This is a genomic window from Halomicronema hongdechloris C2206, from assembly GCF_002075285.3.
Classification (GTDB): domain Bacteria; phylum Cyanobacteriota; class Cyanobacteriia; order Phormidesmidales; family Phormidesmidaceae; genus Halomicronema_B; species Halomicronema_B hongdechloris.
Genome location: NZ_CP021983.2, coordinates 5522049 through 5538595, shown reverse-complemented (window position 1 = coordinate 5538595; position 16547 = coordinate 5522049). Strand labels below are relative to the sequence as shown.

Here is a 16547-nt window from a genome sequence, read left to right as displayed (position 1 = left end):
ATGCCTGTTCGACACAAGATGCATGTCAAAAAGGGAGATACCGTCCAAATAATTGCTGGCAAAGATAAGGGAAAAGTGGGTGATGTGCTAGCCGCGTTTCCTAAGTCGAGCCAGGTGATTGTCGCTGGCGTTAACATTCGAACCAAGCATGTTAAGCCTCGGCAAGAGGGCGAGTCTGGCCAGATTGTCACAGAAGAAGCCGTGATTCATAGCTCTAATGTGATGCATTATTCCGAAAAGGAAAAGGTCGCTAGCCGCATTTGTCATACCTTTACCGATGAGGGGCGTAAGGTGCGAATGTTGAAGAAAACTGGTGAGGTGATTGATTAAATCTTGACCAAGTTTAGGCCTGAAGAGCCATCGGCAGGCAACAATAGTCTCCAACTAGACTTGGTACAGTTGTCGATGTCATCAGGGGGTAGCCCCAATTGCAATTCACGATTAGTTCCCTGACCAAGCCCAGGGATAAGGTAAGAAAGTGTCATGGCAGATCAACTGAAAACGTTCTATTACGACAAAGTAGTGCCTAATTTGATGGAGCAGTTCCAATATCGGAACATCCATCAGGTACCTAAGCTAGTAAAGGTGACTATCAATCGCGGTCTAGGGGAAGCATCTCAAAATGCTAAGGCCTTAGAGTCTTCGATTGAGGAACTGTCTTTGATTACAGGACAGCGGCCAGTGGTGACTCGCGCTAAACGTGCGATCGCAGGTTTCAAGATTCGCCAAGGTATGCCAGTGGGAGTCATGGTAACCCTGCGTTCCAATCGGATGTACGCCTTTTTGAATCGCTTAGTCAATCTGGCTTTACCGCGCATCCGGGATTTTCGAGGGATCACTTCCAGGAGTTTTGATGGGCGTGGCAACTTTACCTTGGGATTGCGAGAGCAACTCATCTTTCCTGAGATCAACTACGACAGCATCGATCAGATTCGTGGCATGGACATCACCATCGTGACCACAGCCAATACCGACGAAGAGGGACGGGCGCTGCTCAAGGAACTGGGCATGCCATTCCGGGAGAATTGAGGCAGGTTTACTTAAGAGAAGACTATGGCGGCTAACGACACAATTGCGGACATGCTGACGCGCATTCGGAATGCCAATCTCGCACGTCATCGAACAGTCCACATTCCCTCGACTAAAATGACCCGCAGCATCGCTCACGTTCTGAGGGAAGAGGGGTTCATTGATGATATCAGCGAGGCTGGTGATGGTATTAAGCAGCAGTTGATATTGGCTCTTAAATATAAGGGCAAAAATCGTGATCCAATCATCAAGAACCTAACCCGAGTAAGTAAACCAGGACTGCGAGTGTATTCCAACCGTAAGGAGTTGCCCCGGGTACTCGGTGGCATTGGAATCGCCATCATTTCTACCTCCAGTGGCATCATGACCGATCGGGATGCCCGTCGCCGTGGCATTGGTGGAGAAGTTCTCTGCTACATCTGGTAGGATCTGTGCCCTATCAATCACGCTTTAAGTTATGCACGAGGAGCATTGACGGCTATGTCTCGCATTGGAAAACGTCCTATCCCTATTCCCGCTAAAGTAACTGTCACCCTTGACGGTCAGACTGTTAGTGTGAAGGGTCCCAAAGGGGAACTCTCTCGCACCCTGCCGCCAGAGGTCATCGTTGAGCAAGATGGTGATGTCTTAGTGGTAACGCGTCGTGATGAGTCGCGTCGTTGTCGGGAGCGTCATGGTCTCTGTCGTACCCTCGTGGCCAACATGGTAGAAGGGGTTTCCCAAGGTTTTCAGAAGCGATTAGAAATTCAGGGAGTTGGCTACCGGGCTCAAATTCAGGGAAGTAATCTGACCATGAGTGTTGGATACAGCAACCCTGTTACGATTGCGCCTCCTCAGGGGATTCAATTTGCTGTTGAGAACAACACTAATGTCATCATCAGTGGCATCGATAAGGAAATCGTCGGTAATGTCGCTGCTCGGGTTCGGGGGGTGCGGCCACCAGAGCCTTACAAGGGCAAGGGCATCCGCTACGCTGGCGAGTACGTCAAACGCAAAGCTGGTAAGGCAGGGAAGAAATAGGCTATGAAACTCAGTCGCAAATCACTCACCCGGCGTCGGCACGCTCGGATTCGGCGGAAAGTCTTCGGTACTCCAGAGCGGCCCCGATTATCGATATATCGTTCTAACCAACATATCTACGCGCAAGTTATTGACGACACGCGCCAGCATACACTGGCAGCTGCCTCCACATTGGAGTCAGAGCTGCGTCAGGCTCATGCCTCTGCCACCCAGGAAGCCTCCGCTAAAGTGGGACAGTTGGTTGCCGAGCGAGCACTACAACAGGGCATCTCTCGGGTTGTATTTGATCGGGGAGGCAAGATATATCACGGTCGTATTGCCGCTCTGGCTAATGCTGCTCGAGATGCTGGGCTTAACTTCTAAAGAGCTAGACCAGGGTTAGCTTCGGCGGTCTAAGATTTTTCTAGGTGAAACTCTAACTAAGCCTAGGCTGTGGGGCAGTCGAAATCGGTCAGAGCTATATCTAGACCTAAATGGCGTATAAAGGCAAAGAGAAATGGCAGCAAATCGTCGTAAAGGCACACGAAACCGCGAGAAAGACACCGACTGGCAAGAGCGCGTCGTTCAAATCCGCCGAGTGACCAAAGTCGTTAAAGGTGGTAAAAAACTTAGTTTCCGAGCCATTGTTGTCGTTGGGAATGAGCGTGGTCAAGTTGGCGTTGGCGTTGGCAAGGCCGGCGATGTTATTGGTGCGGTCAAGAAAGGGGTCGCTGATGGCAAGAAACATCTTGTCGATGTGCCACTAACCAAATCCTATTCTATCCCCCATCCCTCCACCGGAGCGGGTGGTGGCGCTAAGGTTTTTATGCGTCCTGCTGGTCCAGGTACTGGGGTGATTGCCGGTGGAGCCGTGCGCACCGTGTTAGAGCTGGCGGGGGTTCGTAATGTCCTCGCTAAGCAGCTAGGATCGGATAATCCCCTAAATAATGCTCGCGCTGCAGCCAACGCCCTAGCTGCCCTACGAACTCTAGGAGATGTTGCTGAAGAGCGAGATGTTTCGGTAGAACAGCTCTACTCGTAATGATGACTAGACCTAAGTTGAGAGAGCAGCTATGAGACTAAATGATGTACGAGCAAAGGCAGGGTCCAAACGTCGCCGTCGCCGTATAGGGCGGGGAATTGCAGCCGGGCAAGGAGCTAGTGGTGGGTTTGGCATGCGGGGTCAAAAGTCTCGCTCAGGTCGAGGAACTCGACCCGGATTTGAAGGGGGCCAACTTCCCCTTTATCGCCGGATTCCTAAGCTAAAGCATTTTCCCCGGGTGAACCCTGCCAAATATACCCTGATTAACCTAAAGCAATTAGCTAGCTTGGAGGCTGGGGCTGAGGTTACTCTGGAGTCTTTGATGGAGGCTGGGATCTTAACGGCCAATAATGGTCCTCTGAAGGTGCTAGGAGATGGAGAGATTGATCAGGCATTGACAGTTAAAGCAGCAGCGTTCTCCCGCAGCGCTCAAGCTAAAATTGAGGCAGCGGGTGGCCAGTGTGAAGTGGTTAACTGAGGCGAGAGGGCTCTAAGGCAGATAGCATTGCTTGACGTCAGGCAGAGCCAATTGTAGGAGTGAGTTATGTTGGCTGTAATAGTCAAGCCTAGAGGAATTTACGCATGATTGTCAGTCGAGGCAAAGCCCCGAGTGCCCAGGAAACTTTTATGCAAATGGCTCAGGCGGCTGGGCTCAGGGGTCGCGTACTGGTAACCCTAGGGTTGCTGGTATTGGTGCGTCTAGGGGTGTTTATCCCAGTTCCCGGCATCGACCGAGCTGCCTTTTCCGAGGCTATTCAGGGGGGGGGACTAGGCGGATTCATCGGGTTCATTGATATCTTTGTGGGCGGCGGCCTCTCGGCCCTAGGTATTTTTGCTTTAGGGATCCTGCCCTATATCAATGCCTCGATCATCATGCAGCTGCTCACGGCGGCGCTGCCAGCGCTAGAAGACCTACAGAAGAATGAGGGCGAAGCCGGCCGTCGTAAAATTTCTCAGATTACTCGCTATGTTGCCTTAGGCTGGGCAGTCTTGCAGAGCACGCTGTTATCGCTGTTCTTGTTGATGCCCTTTGCCGAGCAGCCGGGCCCTGTTTTTGTGCTGCAGACGGTGATTGCCCTAACCGCAGGCTCTATGTTTGTCATGTGGGTGGGTGAGCTGATCACGGAGCGTGGCATTGGCAATGGAGCGTCACTGCTCATTTTCATCAATATTGTCTCGACTCTACCCCGCTCCCTGGGCCAGACTATAGAACTGGCCCAGAGTGGGGATCGGAGTTTGGTAGGCGGTGTGATTATTCTGCTGTTGGTGTTCCTGGCGATGATCGTGGGCATTGTGTTCGTGCAGGAGGGAACGCGGAGAATTCCCATCATTTCGGCTCGTCGCCAAGTTGGTCGTAAGTTGTATTTAGAGCAGAGTAACTACTTGCCATTGCGCCTGAATCAAGGGGGCGTAATGCCGATTATCTTTGCCTCAGCAGTGTTGGTATTGCCCCTGTCCTTGAGTCAGTATATTTCTAATCCTGCTTTCGTAGAGTTTGTCAATACCTATTTCGATACAACCTCCTGGCTCTATATCACCCTCTACTTACTCTTAATCCTCTTCTTCAGCTATTTCTACGCGTCTCTGGTGGTGAATCCAGAGGATATGTCCCGGAACTTGAAGAAAATGGGGGCCAGTATTCCGGGTATCCGGCCCGGCAAAGCCACCACTGAGTATATCGGGCGGGTATTGAATCGTCTAACCTTTTTAGGCGCCATTTTCTTGGGGTTAGTAGCTGTTATTCCCAGTGCTGTAGAGAGTGCTACGCGCGTGCAAACCTTCCGAGGGTTAGGGGCGACATCTCTGCTGATTTTGGTGGGGGTTGCCATCGATACCGCCAAGCAGATTCAGACCTATGTGATCTCCCAGCGCTACGAAGGGATGGTGAAGCAATAGTGACACGACTGATTTTTTTGGGCCCTCCTGGAGCCGGTAAAGGCACTCAAGCGCAGATTCTGGCTGACATTTGCCAGCTGCCTCATATTTCTACGGGAGCTATTCTGCGGACAGCCGTTGGCCAGCAGACAGAGCTAGGCAAGAAAGCTGAACATTATATGCATGCTGGAGAGTTGGTTCCGGATCAATTGATGCTGGGATTAATTCGGGAACGGCTTCTGCAAGCAGACGCACAAGCGGGTTGGATTCTAGACGGGTTTCCCCGTAATGTTCCCCAAGCTGAGTTTCTAGATGACCTATTAAGTGAGTTGGCTCAGCCCTATGATTGCGTTGTAAATCTGGAGGTGCCTGACGAGGTGCTGCTGGTGAGATTACTCAGTCGGGGGCGTAAAGATGACACTGAAGCGGTGATTCGCCATCGATTACAGGTCTATCGACAGCAGACAGAGCCCCTGATCGACTTTTATCGCCAGCGGCAGCAATTAATCTCTGTAGATGGTAATCAGATCATGGAGGCAGTGACCGCTGAGCTCACTAAGTTAATTCAGCCTGATGATATTGCAGGGGCTAGTTGACGGCTGTAGAGGTGCTGGTCAGAGCACAACCAACGAAAGGGGGGCTATGTTTTCTCCCGGGGTCGTTCTCGAGAGTGATACGAAAATTAACGCTTATTTGCTAGGCTTAAGAAAACAATACTAATCAACTCAAGGCTCCGTAGAGATGCTACTGGTCGCTGGTCTACTGTAAATGGCTATGGGCTGCTCGCTGTTAGCAGCGGCGCAAGGCATGCAGTCAGTAGACGGGGACTAGATGAGCTTGCTTCGGGGCATTTTTATTTGTCGTTCGCAGTTAAGGAGATTAGCTACTTGTCTAAGCAAGATCTTATTGAGATGGAAGGAACGGTGACAGAATCGTTGCCTAACGCCATGTTTCGGGTGGATTTGGACAATGGCTTCAATGTGTTAGCCCATATTTCCGGTAAAATCCGGCGAAACTACATCAAAATCTTGCCTGGGGATCGGGTTAAGGTGGAATTGACCCCCTATGACCTCACGAAAGGGCGTATTACTTATCGCTTGCGGAAGAAATAGGTCTGGTAGCTAATCAATGGTGGCTCCCAGCTGTATCAGGCCAGAATAGCCTCTAGGAGCGGGGTTGGTCCAAAGCGGAAAACGTCGGTGCAGGGTAGGCCTGTGGCTGCTTGGGTAGATTGAATTGCGATCGCAGCCTCCCCTTGATCGAGATCGCCCGTATTGAGGGCGATGCCAACCACCTTAGTGAAACTAAAGGCTCCAGCGGCGGTGGCAACGGTTTCGTACAGGTGAATGACTTTGGGCAAAGGGGGAACCGGAATCTGGGGACAGTTGCGAATATGGGTTTGGCCGGCTCGATGGACCAGAATTAGATGAGTCGGTTGGGCGCCCCGCAGCAGCGGCAGAGTGGCCGTAGAGGCCGGGTTTAGTAAAGATCCCTGGCCTTCGATATAGAGAATGTCATGGTCAGGTCCGTAGCGCATCACCTGTTGCTCGACGGCGCCGGAGGCAAAGTCTACCCTGACGGCATCTAATGGAATGCCATCATCCCCTAGCATCAGGTTGGTCTGTCCCGTCGCAATCACCTTGGAGCGCAGGCCTCGCTTCAGGCTGGCTCGATGGAGTTCTAGATTGGTGGACATCTTGCCGACAGACATATCAGTGCCTACCGTTAAAACTCGCCGGCATTGCAGGGTCTGGGCTAGGGCTGAACCAACTTGCAGACTTGGGGGTTCTTGTCGCACATCCCAGATCCATTGACCTGGATTGAGTGTCCGGGTCATTTCCAGATCTTGGGCCATGGGAGTATGCAGGCCGTTGACAACACACAGGCCAGCGTTGATAGCCTGCTTGACCTCTTGCAGCCAGGGAGCTGGCAGGGCTCCACCGGAGGGGGCAATGCCGATGGCTAACACGTCGGGACCAAAGGCTAAAGCGTCCTCAACGGAAGCCACAATGGGGATCTGTTTGGCAATGCCAGCTACGGCGGCTAAGGATTGCCCGGCGCAATCATGGTCGATGACTGCGACAACCGGAAACTGGCTATACCGCAGCATAGCCAGCCCTGTCTTACCCCGAGGGCTTTGGGTGCCTTCGTGCATCAGCAAGGCGATACGGTGCTCAGGGGTGAGGCGCATGGTAACTCAGTCCTAGACCGGGTTGAGAGTTGGGGATCAGGTGGCCGTCGTGGAAATCTGCTCCGCTGAAGGGATCGTCTTTGAGATTGAGATGGCTATCGAGATCCAGATGGGTAGCCAGGGGAGACAGCTGAGCCAGGGCGGTATTAGCTAAGCTGCTATCGGAGTAGCAGCCAAACATGACCTGCAGGCCACAGGCCCGAGCCGTGTGGATCATGCGCAGGGCTTCGCTGAGGCCCCCGGACTTCATCAGCTTAATGTTAATGCCATGGACTCGATCGGCCAGGGGCGGAATATCCTGGCTGGTAAAGCAACTCTCATCGACAAACAGAGGCAGGGGTGAGGCTTGGTGGAGGGGATATAAATCGGCTTCCCACCCAGGGGCTAGGGGCTGCTCCAAGTAGCTGACCCCTTGGTCGGCTAACCACTGGGCCATGGTGAGTGCCTGGGGCAGAGACCAGCCACCGTTGGCATCCACACTGACCTTGGTCGTCGCAGGCAGGGCAGACCGCAGGGCAGAGAGCATGGCTTGATCGGCGACGATGCCGTCGGGGCTGCCTAATTTAACTTTAACGGCGTGAATCGGTCCCTGCTGTAACCAATCCTGCAACCGCTGGCTGGCAGCGGCGGGGGAACTGATACCAATGGTGACGGAGGTGGGACCGATGCGGCGGCGATCGAGGCCCCAGAGTTGCCACAGGGGCAGGCCTGCCCGTTTCCCCAGCCAGTCGTGGCGGGCAATGTCGAGGGCGGCTCGGGTGGCCGATCCGACGCCGGCTTCGCTCAAGATATCCTCTAGGGATTGACCATCTAAGGGATGCAACGGCTTCAAAGCCGGGGCTAGGGAGGCGAGGTCGGTTGCGATCGCATCGCTAGATTGACCCCGCTCCCCAATGGAAAAGGACGTGGCTTCCCCCCAGCCCTCGATGCCATCCTGCTGCAGCCGCAGCCAGATATTAGTAGAGCCATGGCTGGTGCCGCGACTGATGGTCAAGGGGATGCGCTTGTGTACCGTGAAGGGGTGCCAGTGGATGTCCATAGCTGGGGAGGGGGAGAGGGGGAGATGCTGCACCGATCAAAATCATTGTGGTGCAGTACTAGAGGGGTTAATGGAGGGGTTAATGGGATTGCAGGCGAGTCTTGGAGACGATGCGGGTCTGTTTGCGATCGCGCTCCGACAGGTCCTGGCCAGCCTGGAGTCGAGTGGCATTATCCTGCAGCACCGTGGCGGCACTGCTATCCCCCATCTGTAGAGCCGTTTGAGCCGCTGATTGCAGTAGGGTAACCGCCCCCTGGCGATCCCCCTGCCGCAATTTCTGCTCGGCAATCTGAGTTTGGCGATACTTGGCCAGAGCCCAGACATACTGCTGTACCTCCTCATCGGGGGCCGGTTCATAGGCAGACTGCACCGCCAGCGATAGGGTTAATGGGGCAGAGGTCTGATCGAGCAGCCCTTGGCCAGGAACGTCGTACTGCACTTGGGCCCGCACCACGGCTTGCTGACCTGTAGACAGCTGGTCAATGTAGAGATTCGCCAAGACTACCCGGGGCCTGTCAACCATTAAATCCCCTAGCCGCACCGCGGCCCGATTTCCCTCGGTGGTCACCGATAACTCCACCGTCTCCGGCGAGACCTGGGCCATGGGCTTAAACTCCGCCAGCCGCACCCCTGATGCAAACTCTAGGTGGAGATAGGCATTGGTTAATGCCACAGACTGAACCCGGTCAAATAGACGACTGAAGGCTGCCATGGCATCGTCTGGGCTCTGAATGTAGGAGAGACTGCCGCCACCGGCATCGGCTAAGTGCTCTAGCACATCTTGGTTCCAGTGATCGCCAAACCCCAGGGTGCTGAGGGTGAGGTTGTAATCGGCCGCCAGGGTAGACAGCTTCAGGCAGCGATCGTTGTCACCGTGTTCGTTTTCTCCATCCGTCAGCAAAAATATCTGAGAAATGCGGTGGGGCTCCTTGCCCTTGGCCACTTCTTCGATGCCTAACTTGAGGCCTTCATCGATGGCTGTGCCCCCCTTGGCCTGCAAGCGGCTGATCTGCCCCTTGATGCGATCGCGTTCCGCCACCGGCTGACTCGCTACCAGCACATGAGCTTGGTGATTGAACCCCACCACCGAGAGCGAATCCTGGGCATCAAGATGATCGACAATGGTATAAGCTGCCTGCTGTACTGTCTGTAGCGGAGCCCCGTTCATAGAGCCGCTGTAATCCAGAATCAGACAGAGATTGAGCGGAGCTTGGCGTTGATCTGCATCGGCAACGGCTGCAACCGATAGGGCCAATTGCCGTTGACTACCCGATTGGGCGCCATCCACATGGGCATCATTAAAGGCACCGTGCAGACCCACTTTCATGACTTAGGGCTCCTGGAGGACGAAGAAATAACCGCAACCTTTCACAGCAGCAGTAGTAATACTATCCTGGCATTCCCGGGTGAGGATATCCGCCTGACTACCCCATCCCTGGCAATCTTCACCATCGCGTTACTATAGGTAAAAGATAGCGCCCCAGGCGCCGCCGTGCAGTTTATGAGTTGACGATTAAAGCCGTGCAAGCGCCCTACTACGGAGATGCTTACTACCGCACTCCTCCCCCGGATTTACCCTCGCTCTTACTCAAAGAGCGGATTGTCTATCTAGGTTTACCTCTGTACTCTTCTGATGATGTGAAGCAGCAGGTAGGCATTGATGTCACCGAGTTGATCATTGCGCAGCTGTTGTACCTGCAATTCGATGATCCCGATAAGCCCATTTACTTTTACATCAACTCTACGGGCACCTCATGGTATGACGGCAACATGATTGGCTACGACACCGAAGCCTTTGCCATCTGTGACACCATGAGTTACATTAAGCCGCCCATCCATACCATCTGCATTGGTCAGGCGATGGGGTCGGCGGCTATCATCCTAGCCTCAGGCACCAAAGGCTTTCGGGCCAGTCTGCCCCATGGCCGCATTGTGCTGCATCAGCCCCGCAGCGGTGCTCAGGGACAAGCAAGCGATATCGAGATTCGGGCCAAAGAGGTTCTGCATAATAAGCGGGCCATGATGGAAATTCTGGCCAAGAATACTGGTCAATCCCTAGACAAAATCCTAAAGGATGCCGACCGGATGTTCTATATGAACCCCGAAGAAGCTAAGGAATACGGCATCATCGACCGCGTCCTCGAAAGCCGCAAAGAACTCCCCAAAATGCCCGCTGAGGTCGGGTAGCCGTTTGGCTCTGGGTTGAGAGCCTGCTCTTGTTGATTGAATACCCCATTGACTTAGTCTGAGGTTGGGAAAGCACTATGCCCATAGGTACGCCAAAAGTTCCATATCGCTTACCGGGAAGCCAATATACCCAGTGGATTGATATCTACACCCGCTTGAACCAAGAGCGCATTATTTTCTTGGGGCAAGAGGTCACTGATACCATAGCTAACTCCATTGTGGCCGCCATGCTCTATCTAGATTCGGAAGATAACTCCAAGCCCATTTACCTGTACATCAATTCGCCAGGGGGCTCTGTGACAGCGGGCATGGCTATCTACGACACCATGCAGTACATCAAGTCTGACATCGTTACCATTTGCGTCGGCTTGGCTGCTTCCATGGGAGCCTTTTTATTGGCCGCTGGCAGCCCTGGTAAGCGCCTAGCCTTGCCCCATGCCCGGATCATGATTCATCAGCCCATGGGAGGGACCGGTCGCCAACGCCTACAAGCCAGTGACATTGCCATTGAGGCCAAGGAGATCCTGCGGGTGCGCCAGGAACTGAATGAAATGATGGCCCGCCATACTGGCAAGTCCATTCAACAGATCGAGAAAGATACCGATCGGGATTACTTCTTGTCCGCAGAAGAAGCCGTGGAATATGGGCTGATCGATCGCATGATCGAAGAACGTACCCAAGAACTAGCTACCACGCAGGCCTAGCTCGATGCTAGGGATTAGGTAAATCGTCAAAATGATGGCAGAATTCTGAGCAATTCTGCCATTTGATCTATGAGTCTTGCAGATCACTACCGGGTTTTGGGGCTGAGGACAGGAGCTTCCTTCGCAGAGGTGAAGGCCTCCTATCGGCGGTTGGCTCGTCGCTATCATCCCGATGTGAATCCAGATGATAGACAAGCCCACGAGCATTTCATTCAAATTACTCAGGCCTATCGAGCCCTGAGCCAAGTGTTGCCCTCCCCGATAGAGGCTCCAGTAGACAATAGGACTGCGGTCAGGCCAGAACAACCGCATGCTGCAGCGGCGGCTCCTCCCCAGGTGCAGCCGAATCCAACCCTTTCCCCTGAAGAACAGCGGCTAAAGCAGCAAAGCTTTGAGCAACTGCAGCGGTTTTTCAAGGAGCAGCGCTTTCCCCGGGCCATTGCTCTGGTGGAAGCCTTGGCCCAACGTATGCCTCGAGATCTAGAAATACGGCAGTGGCAAGCCATTACTTACCAGCGCTGGGGCCGTTCTTTGCTCCACCAGGGACAGTACGAGAAGGCAAACCGCTATCTCCATAAGGCTTTGCGTACGGATCCCCATAACCGCTCCTTAGGGCAGGAGATCCGCCACGATTTGGATCAGCTGAGCCAGCGTTCGCCGCCTCGAGAATGACCGCTTAGGAGACTTGTTCTTCTAGGACCTGGCTGCGTTTAGCATGGATGCTCTTTGAGATGGCGTTTCACCGTGTTGATGGTGATAAAGAGTTGGTTGGCAATGGCTTCATAGCTGTTGTTGGCTTTACGCAGGAGCCACACCTCTGTCTCCCGGGGGGTCAATTGAAACCGTCGGGCTTCGAAGAGGGCAGCACTCTTGGAGAGTCGTGTCCGGTCTTCTAGGGTCACGAGTAGGCTATCAGTGCCGTTGGAGGTGAACCACTGGACTCGGGCTCTAATGATACGCCCTGTGGGACTGGTAAATTCATCTTCCAACACGATGATGTTGTCGGGAAATAAGTCTCGGCTGTCAATCAGTTGGTGGCATAGTAGCCAAATCCGCTCTGGTATCTGCGGGGTGGTGTCTGGCTCTGGGGTGAGTTCCTGGCAGATCTGCTGGGCAAAGCGATTGGCATGTAACAAGCGACCCTCTACGGTGAGGAGGAGGAGGCCATCACTGAATCCCTCCAAAATCGCGGCGGTTAATGCATTGGAGGACGCTGTCATGGGATTGGGGGGCAGAGAAGGGGCAGACTGTAGGGACGTGAAAGGGAGGGCGGCGAAACGTGTGCTCATTGGGGGGCTTTCCTGAATACACCTAAATACATCAGACAGTTGTGGGTTACTGGGTAGTGCAACCTCGATTGGGAGTCTGGTGAAAAGATCTGGATTGACTCGCTGGGGAATTAGGGGCTAAGAGTATTCCATCTCAACAAATATTCTGATCTAGGCGATTGAACTCAGCCTATTGGGCCGGTTCAGCCAGCCCTGGGATGAGTTTTAGCTAGAACACTCTAAACCGCATCCAAGGCCAGATCTGACGTTCCTGATAACCATCCTGGATGTCCATAGGAACGGGTAGGGCCCAGGGAAAACAAACAGTCGATTCATCTGAAGTTCACGCGGATGTGAATTAAAGTTCATCTATAGAGAACATCAGTCTTCAATCCCCTGACTCCGGAGATTTCGTGCCAGTTTGCAAATTGTCTTAATCCCATAGGCCAGTGTCTGGGACATCAATGGGGGGTCATGGCAGGACGCTGAGCTGAGATAGGGGAGTCAAGCCCACTGATGTGGGCGTTTGGGGCTGCTGCGGCAGCATAGGTACTTAAAATCAGGCCATCAATCAGTAAAATCAGAGGTGTGGCGGGAAATTCCGGTGAGATGTTAGTGCTGATTCGCCGAGTGTCGTCAGATGAGTCGAGACCTGTGGCGACGACCTTGTCGTTAACGGCGGCGGAACGGGTGCGATCGCGTCATCGTTTCCAGGCAGACGATGGTCGACCCGTGTATCTAAATTTGCCGCGAGGTACGGTGTTGCGGGGCGGTGATCGCTTGGCCACGGCAGAGAACACTATAGTTACCGTGGTGGCCAAGCCAGAGCCGGTGTTGACGGTGACGGCGACCACGCCGTTGCAACTGGTGCGGGCAGCTTACCACTTGGGCAATCGTCACGTGCCCTTGGAGGTGACGGCGACCTATCTGCGGCTGACACCCGATCCCGTCCTGGAGAAGCTGCTGCTGCAATTAGGGGTGCAGGTGACGGCGGAGGTGGCGGCCTTCGAGCCGGAAGCGGGAGCCTATGGGCACCATGGCCACTGATCCCCAGGCGCTGTTGCGGCTGTTGCAACTGGCTAGTCCAGCCCTGCCGGTGGGGGCCTTTAGCTATTCGGAGGGGTTGGAAACCCTGATTCAACGGCAGGTGCTGCAGACCCCAGACCAGATATATCACTGGCTGGAGCAGGAACTCTGCTACGGGGCGGTGCGGCTGGAGGCAGCTGTGATGCTGCGAGGATACCAGGCCCTCCAGGTCCATCAGCTAGAGCGCCTGGACTATTGGAATGCCTGGCTGTCGGCCCTGCGCGAGACCGCTGAGTTGAGACAGCAGAGCTGGCAGATGGGACGGGCCCTGGTGCGTACCCTGGAGGCGCTACACCCAGATATAGCACCTTGGGTGACGGCGGTGGCGGGGCCCTGTCACTTTGCGATCGCATTTGCCATGGCGGCGGTCCGCTGGCAGATCGATGCCGAGGATGCCATGCTGGGGTATCTGCAGAGCTGGGCCAGTAATCTGGTCAATGCGGCGATCAGACTCGTGCCCCTGGGGCAAACCGTGGGCCAACGGCTCCTCCTCGATCTCTCCCCCACCCTGGCGCAGGTGGCGGCGGCGATTCCCACCCTGGCAGACGACCAACTGGTGGTCAGCGGTTGGGGACCTAGCCTGGCCAGCATGACCCATGAGACTCTATATTCTCGCCTGTTCAGGAGTTAGGAGGTGGAAACCCGGAGAAATGTGATGCAGGGTGGAGGCGGCAACTTCTCGTCATGTTAGACAGGGAAAAATGAGACTAGAATGGCATTCTTCGGTTGGCAGCCTAGAATCATAACTATCGAGATCCATGCCCCCCTTTCTACACAAGAGAATAACCGTCTATGACTCCTTTTCGTGTTGGCATCGCAGGCCCCGTGGGCTCCGGGAAGACCGCCCTGGTCGACGCCCTGTGTAAGGCCCTGCGGCAGCAGTACTCCATTGCCGTAGTCACCAATGACATCTACACCCAAGAAGACGCTCAGTTCTTGACGCGCAGTGGGGCCCTGGGGTGCGATCGCATCCTCGGGGTAGAAACGGGAGGGTGTCCTCATACCGCCATCCGGGAAGATGCCTCCATTAATTTAGTTGCCATCGAGGAATTAGAAACGCGCTTGCAGCCCCTGGATTTGATCTTCGTCGAGAGCGGCGGCGATAACTTAGCCTCAACCTTCAGCCCCGAGTTAGTAGATTTAACCATCTATGTCATCGACGTCGCCGCCGGCGAGAAAATCCCCCGCAAGGGGGGGCCCGGCATCACCAGCTCCGATCTACTAGTGATCAACAAGATTGACCTGGCCCCCCTGGTGGGGGCTGATTTAGGCGTCATGGAGCGAGACAGCCGCAAAATGCGAGGGGACAAGCCCTTTGTGTTTACCAATCTGAAGACCCAAATGGGATTAGACACGATCATCGACTTCATAGGATGTCATGGTTTTGTCGAGACCGAGGCCAAAAAACTCGACTCAAATGTCTAAGGGGGCTGGTCAGGGGGTTGACAGTGAAAACCCTGCAGCAGCCCATTGTCTGAGCCGAACCCCAGCATAGCCGCCATAGGTTGTCAGGTCATGGCAGTCGGCTTTCAAGTGAGGGAACTGGCAGTTTTGTATCCCAGGCTACATTTCGTGAAAACCCCTGACTCTAATATCTCAGCTGAGTTCGTGTGCGTCGCCAATGGCGAGCGTGCAGTTGAGTCAGGAGCGAAAAGGTACCATGACAACTCGATTTGGCAGACGGAAATTTCTGGCCTACGGCTCGGCGACCCTAGGAACGGCGATGCTGCTCAAGGCCTGTGGCTCTGCTCCCACCGACAGCACCGGCGGTGAAGAAGATGCCCCCACGGCGGCGGCAGACGGCGACACCATTAAGGTAGGCATCTTGCATTCCCTCAGTGGCACCATGGCCATCAGCGAAACCACGGTGGTCGACGCTGAGCAGCTGGCGATTAAGGAAATCAACGCCAATGGCGGTGTCCTGGGCAAACAGATCGAAGCCGTGCTAGAAGACGGAGCCTCGGATTGGCCCACCTTCGCCGAGAAGGCCGAGAAGCTAATCGACCAGGATCAAGTGGTCACCGTATTCGGCTGTTGGACCTCCGCCAGCCGCAAGGCCGTCCTGCCCGTGTTCGAATCCAAGGACCACATGCTGTGGTACCCGGTGCAGTACGAGGGTCAGGAGTGCTCCAAGAATATTTTCTACACCGGGGCAGCCCCCAACCAGCAAATTGAGCCTGCCGTGGACTGGCTGCTAGAGAACAAAGGCAGTGACTTTTTCTTGGTCGGCTCTGACTACGTCTTCCCCCGCACCGCCAACACCATCATCAAAGAGCAACTCAAGGCCAAGGGCGGCAACACGGTGGGTGAGGACTATCTGCCCCTGGGCAACACCGAAGTTACCCCGATCATCACCAAGATCAAGGCCGCCTTGCCCGAAGGCGGGGTCATCTTCAACAGCCTCAACGGCGACAGCAACGTGGCCTTCTTCAAGCAGTTGCAGGGGGCCGGCATGACCCCCGACATGTATCCGGTCATGTCTGTCAGCATTGCCGAGGAAGAGGTGCGCCAGATCGGCAAGGAGTTCCTCGTCGGCCACTATGCCGCCTGGAACTACTTCCAGACCGTGGAAACCCCTGAAAACGAGCAGTGGGTAGCCGACTTCAAAGCTGAATACGGCGATGATCGGGTGACCAACGACCCCATGGAAGCGGCCTATATCATGGTCTACCTGTGGAAGCAGGCTGTCGAAGCTGCCGGTACCACAGATTTGGCCGCCGTGCGAGAAGCCGCCTACGGTCAGGAGTTTGCGGCGCCGGAAGGGCCAGTTACCATGAATCCCAATCACCACATTTCCAAGACCGTGCGGATTGGGCAGGTGCGGGATGACGGTCTATTCGACATTGTCTCGTCTACGGATGGGCCGGTTGATCCGCAGCCCTGGAACCAATACGTTCCTGAAACCCAAGGCTTCGGCTGCGACTGGTCTGACCCTGCTAAGGGCGGTAAGTACGAAGTTGAAGCTTAGTCCCCAACCGCACCTGGAGGCTGATTGCAGAGCCATAACAGTCTCGCCGTGATCAGCCTCTGCTGATAGCCAGGCGGTAAACGGATCTAAGGTCCTCGGTGGGGGGCGAGATGCTTTCTCTGAACTCTTTGAGACTGCTAATCTTGATAGCTTGAAACT

At 54.6% G+C, this 16547-nt stretch carries 21 protein-coding genes; 17 read left to right on the top strand and 4 right to left on the bottom strand.

All coding sequences use genetic code 11. The annotated features are described in order from the left end of the window. From rplX to infA, 10 genes are all read left to right on the top strand, one after another. Positions 1–330, top strand: a complete 330-nt coding sequence (gene rplX / locus XM38_RS25360; protein WP_225889414.1) for a 50S ribosomal protein L24 — start codon at positions 1–3, stop codon at positions 328–330. 153 nt (positions 331–483) lie between these two features. Then, the gene (rplE, locus tag XM38_RS25355; protein WP_080812464.1) at positions 484–1029 is read left to right on the top strand and encodes a 50S ribosomal protein L5; all 546 of its coding nucleotides are present in this window, start codon (positions 484–486) and stop codon (positions 1027–1029) included. A 24-nt stretch (positions 1030–1053) separates the two neighbouring features. Next, complete coding sequence (rpsH, locus tag XM38_RS25350; protein ID WP_080812466.1) at positions 1054–1455, top strand: 30S ribosomal protein S8; 402 nt, start codon at positions 1054–1056, stop codon at positions 1453–1455. Positions 1456–1509: 54 nt separating this feature from the next. Continuing rightward, positions 1510–2049, top strand: a complete 540-nt coding sequence (gene rplF, locus XM38_RS25345) for a 50S ribosomal protein L6 (protein ID WP_080812468.1) — start codon at positions 1510–1512, stop codon at positions 2047–2049. A gap of 3 nt (positions 2050–2052) precedes the next feature. Then, positions 2053–2412: a 50S ribosomal protein L18 gene (gene rplR / locus XM38_RS25340; protein ID WP_088431450.1), complete on the top strand. Its 360-nt coding sequence runs from the start codon at positions 2053–2055 to the stop codon at positions 2410–2412. Positions 2413–2545: 133 nt separating this feature from the next. Continuing rightward, entirely contained in the window at positions 2546–3070 is a 525-nt protein-coding gene (gene rpsE, locus XM38_RS25335; RefSeq protein ID WP_080812471.1) for a 30S ribosomal protein S5, read from the top strand. Between the two features lie 31 nt (positions 3071–3101). Continuing rightward, a complete protein-coding gene (gene rplO / locus XM38_RS25330; protein WP_080812473.1) occupies positions 3102–3548 on the top strand; it encodes a 50S ribosomal protein L15 in 447 nt (148 codons plus the stop codon). 104 nt (positions 3549–3652) lie between these two features. Continuing rightward, complete coding sequence (secY, locus tag XM38_RS25325) at positions 3653–4966, top strand: preprotein translocase subunit SecY (RefSeq protein WP_080812475.1); 1314 nt, start codon at positions 3653–3655, stop codon at positions 4964–4966. Next, positions 4966–5541, top strand: coding sequence for an adenylate kinase (locus XM38_RS25320; RefSeq protein ID WP_080812476.1), 576 nt, complete (start codon positions 4966–4968; stop codon positions 5539–5541). Before secY ends, XM38_RS25320 begins: the two co-directional genes overlap by 1 nt. A gap of 291 nt (positions 5542–5832) precedes the next feature. Then, positions 5833–6057: a translation initiation factor IF-1 gene (gene infA, locus XM38_RS25315; RefSeq protein WP_006276978.1), complete on the top strand. Its 225-nt coding sequence runs from the start codon at positions 5833–5835 to the stop codon at positions 6055–6057. 35 nt (positions 6058–6092) lie between these two features. Here infA and XM38_RS25310 read toward each other — a convergent pair whose 3' ends face one another. The 3 genes from XM38_RS25310 to XM38_RS25300 all read right to left on the bottom strand — a co-directional run bounded on the left by XM38_RS25310 (position 6093) and on the right by XM38_RS25300 (position 9502). Beyond that, entirely contained in the window at positions 6093–7136 is a 1044-nt protein-coding gene (locus XM38_RS25310; RefSeq protein ID WP_088431448.1) for a DUF1611 domain-containing protein, read from the bottom strand. Further along, positions 7120–8175 (bottom strand): dipeptide epimerase, encoded by a 1056-nt coding sequence (locus XM38_RS25305; protein ID WP_088431446.1) that lies wholly within the window; start codon positions 8173–8175, stop codon positions 7120–7122. Before XM38_RS25305 ends, XM38_RS25310 begins: the two co-directional genes overlap by 17 nt. Before the next feature lie 79 nt (positions 8176–8254). Beyond that, on the bottom strand, positions 8255–9502 hold the full coding sequence (locus tag XM38_RS25300) for a vWA domain-containing protein (RefSeq protein WP_080812479.1): 1248 nt from the start codon (positions 9500–9502) through the stop codon (positions 8255–8257). A gap of 179 nt (positions 9503–9681) precedes the next feature. Between XM38_RS25300 and XM38_RS25295 the strand changes: the two genes are divergently transcribed. From XM38_RS25295 to XM38_RS25285, 3 genes are all read left to right on the top strand, one after another. Continuing rightward, complete coding sequence (locus XM38_RS25295; RefSeq protein ID WP_088431444.1) at positions 9682–10362, top strand: ATP-dependent Clp protease proteolytic subunit; 681 nt, start codon at positions 9682–9684, stop codon at positions 10360–10362. 77 nt (positions 10363–10439) lie between these two features. Further along, positions 10440–11066: an ATP-dependent Clp protease proteolytic subunit gene (locus XM38_RS25290; RefSeq protein WP_088431442.1), complete on the top strand. Its 627-nt coding sequence runs from the start codon at positions 10440–10442 to the stop codon at positions 11064–11066. Positions 11067–11135: 69 nt separating this feature from the next. Further along, positions 11136–11738: a DnaJ domain-containing protein gene (locus XM38_RS25285; protein WP_080812481.1), complete on the top strand. Its 603-nt coding sequence runs from the start codon at positions 11136–11138 to the stop codon at positions 11736–11738. Positions 11739–11776: 38 nt separating this feature from the next. On the opposite strand, the gene XM38_RS25280 is transcribed toward XM38_RS25285, so the two are convergent. After that, the gene (locus XM38_RS25280; RefSeq protein ID WP_088431440.1) at positions 11777–12355 is read right to left on the bottom strand and encodes a helix-turn-helix transcriptional regulator; all 579 of its coding nucleotides are present in this window, start codon (positions 12353–12355) and stop codon (positions 11777–11779) included. 588 nt (positions 12356–12943) lie between these two features. Between XM38_RS25280 and ureE the strand changes: the two genes are divergently transcribed. The 4 genes from ureE to urtA all read left to right on the top strand — a co-directional run bounded on the left by ureE (position 12944) and on the right by urtA (position 16388). Then, complete coding sequence (gene ureE / locus XM38_RS25275) at positions 12944–13381, top strand: urease accessory protein UreE (RefSeq protein ID WP_080812485.1); 438 nt, start codon at positions 12944–12946, stop codon at positions 13379–13381. Then, positions 13362–14051 (top strand): urease accessory protein UreF, encoded by a 690-nt coding sequence (locus XM38_RS25270; RefSeq protein WP_080812488.1) that lies wholly within the window; start codon positions 13362–13364, stop codon positions 14049–14051. Before ureE ends, XM38_RS25270 begins: the two co-directional genes overlap by 20 nt. A gap of 161 nt (positions 14052–14212) precedes the next feature. Then, positions 14213–14845 (top strand): urease accessory protein UreG, encoded by a 633-nt coding sequence (gene ureG, locus XM38_RS25265; protein ID WP_080812491.1) that lies wholly within the window; start codon positions 14213–14215, stop codon positions 14843–14845. A 235-nt stretch (positions 14846–15080) separates the two neighbouring features. Further along, positions 15081–16388, top strand: a complete 1308-nt coding sequence (urtA, locus tag XM38_RS25260; RefSeq protein WP_080811216.1) for an urea ABC transporter substrate-binding protein — start codon at positions 15081–15083, stop codon at positions 16386–16388. The last annotated feature ends 159 nt before the right edge of the window (positions 16389–16547 follow it).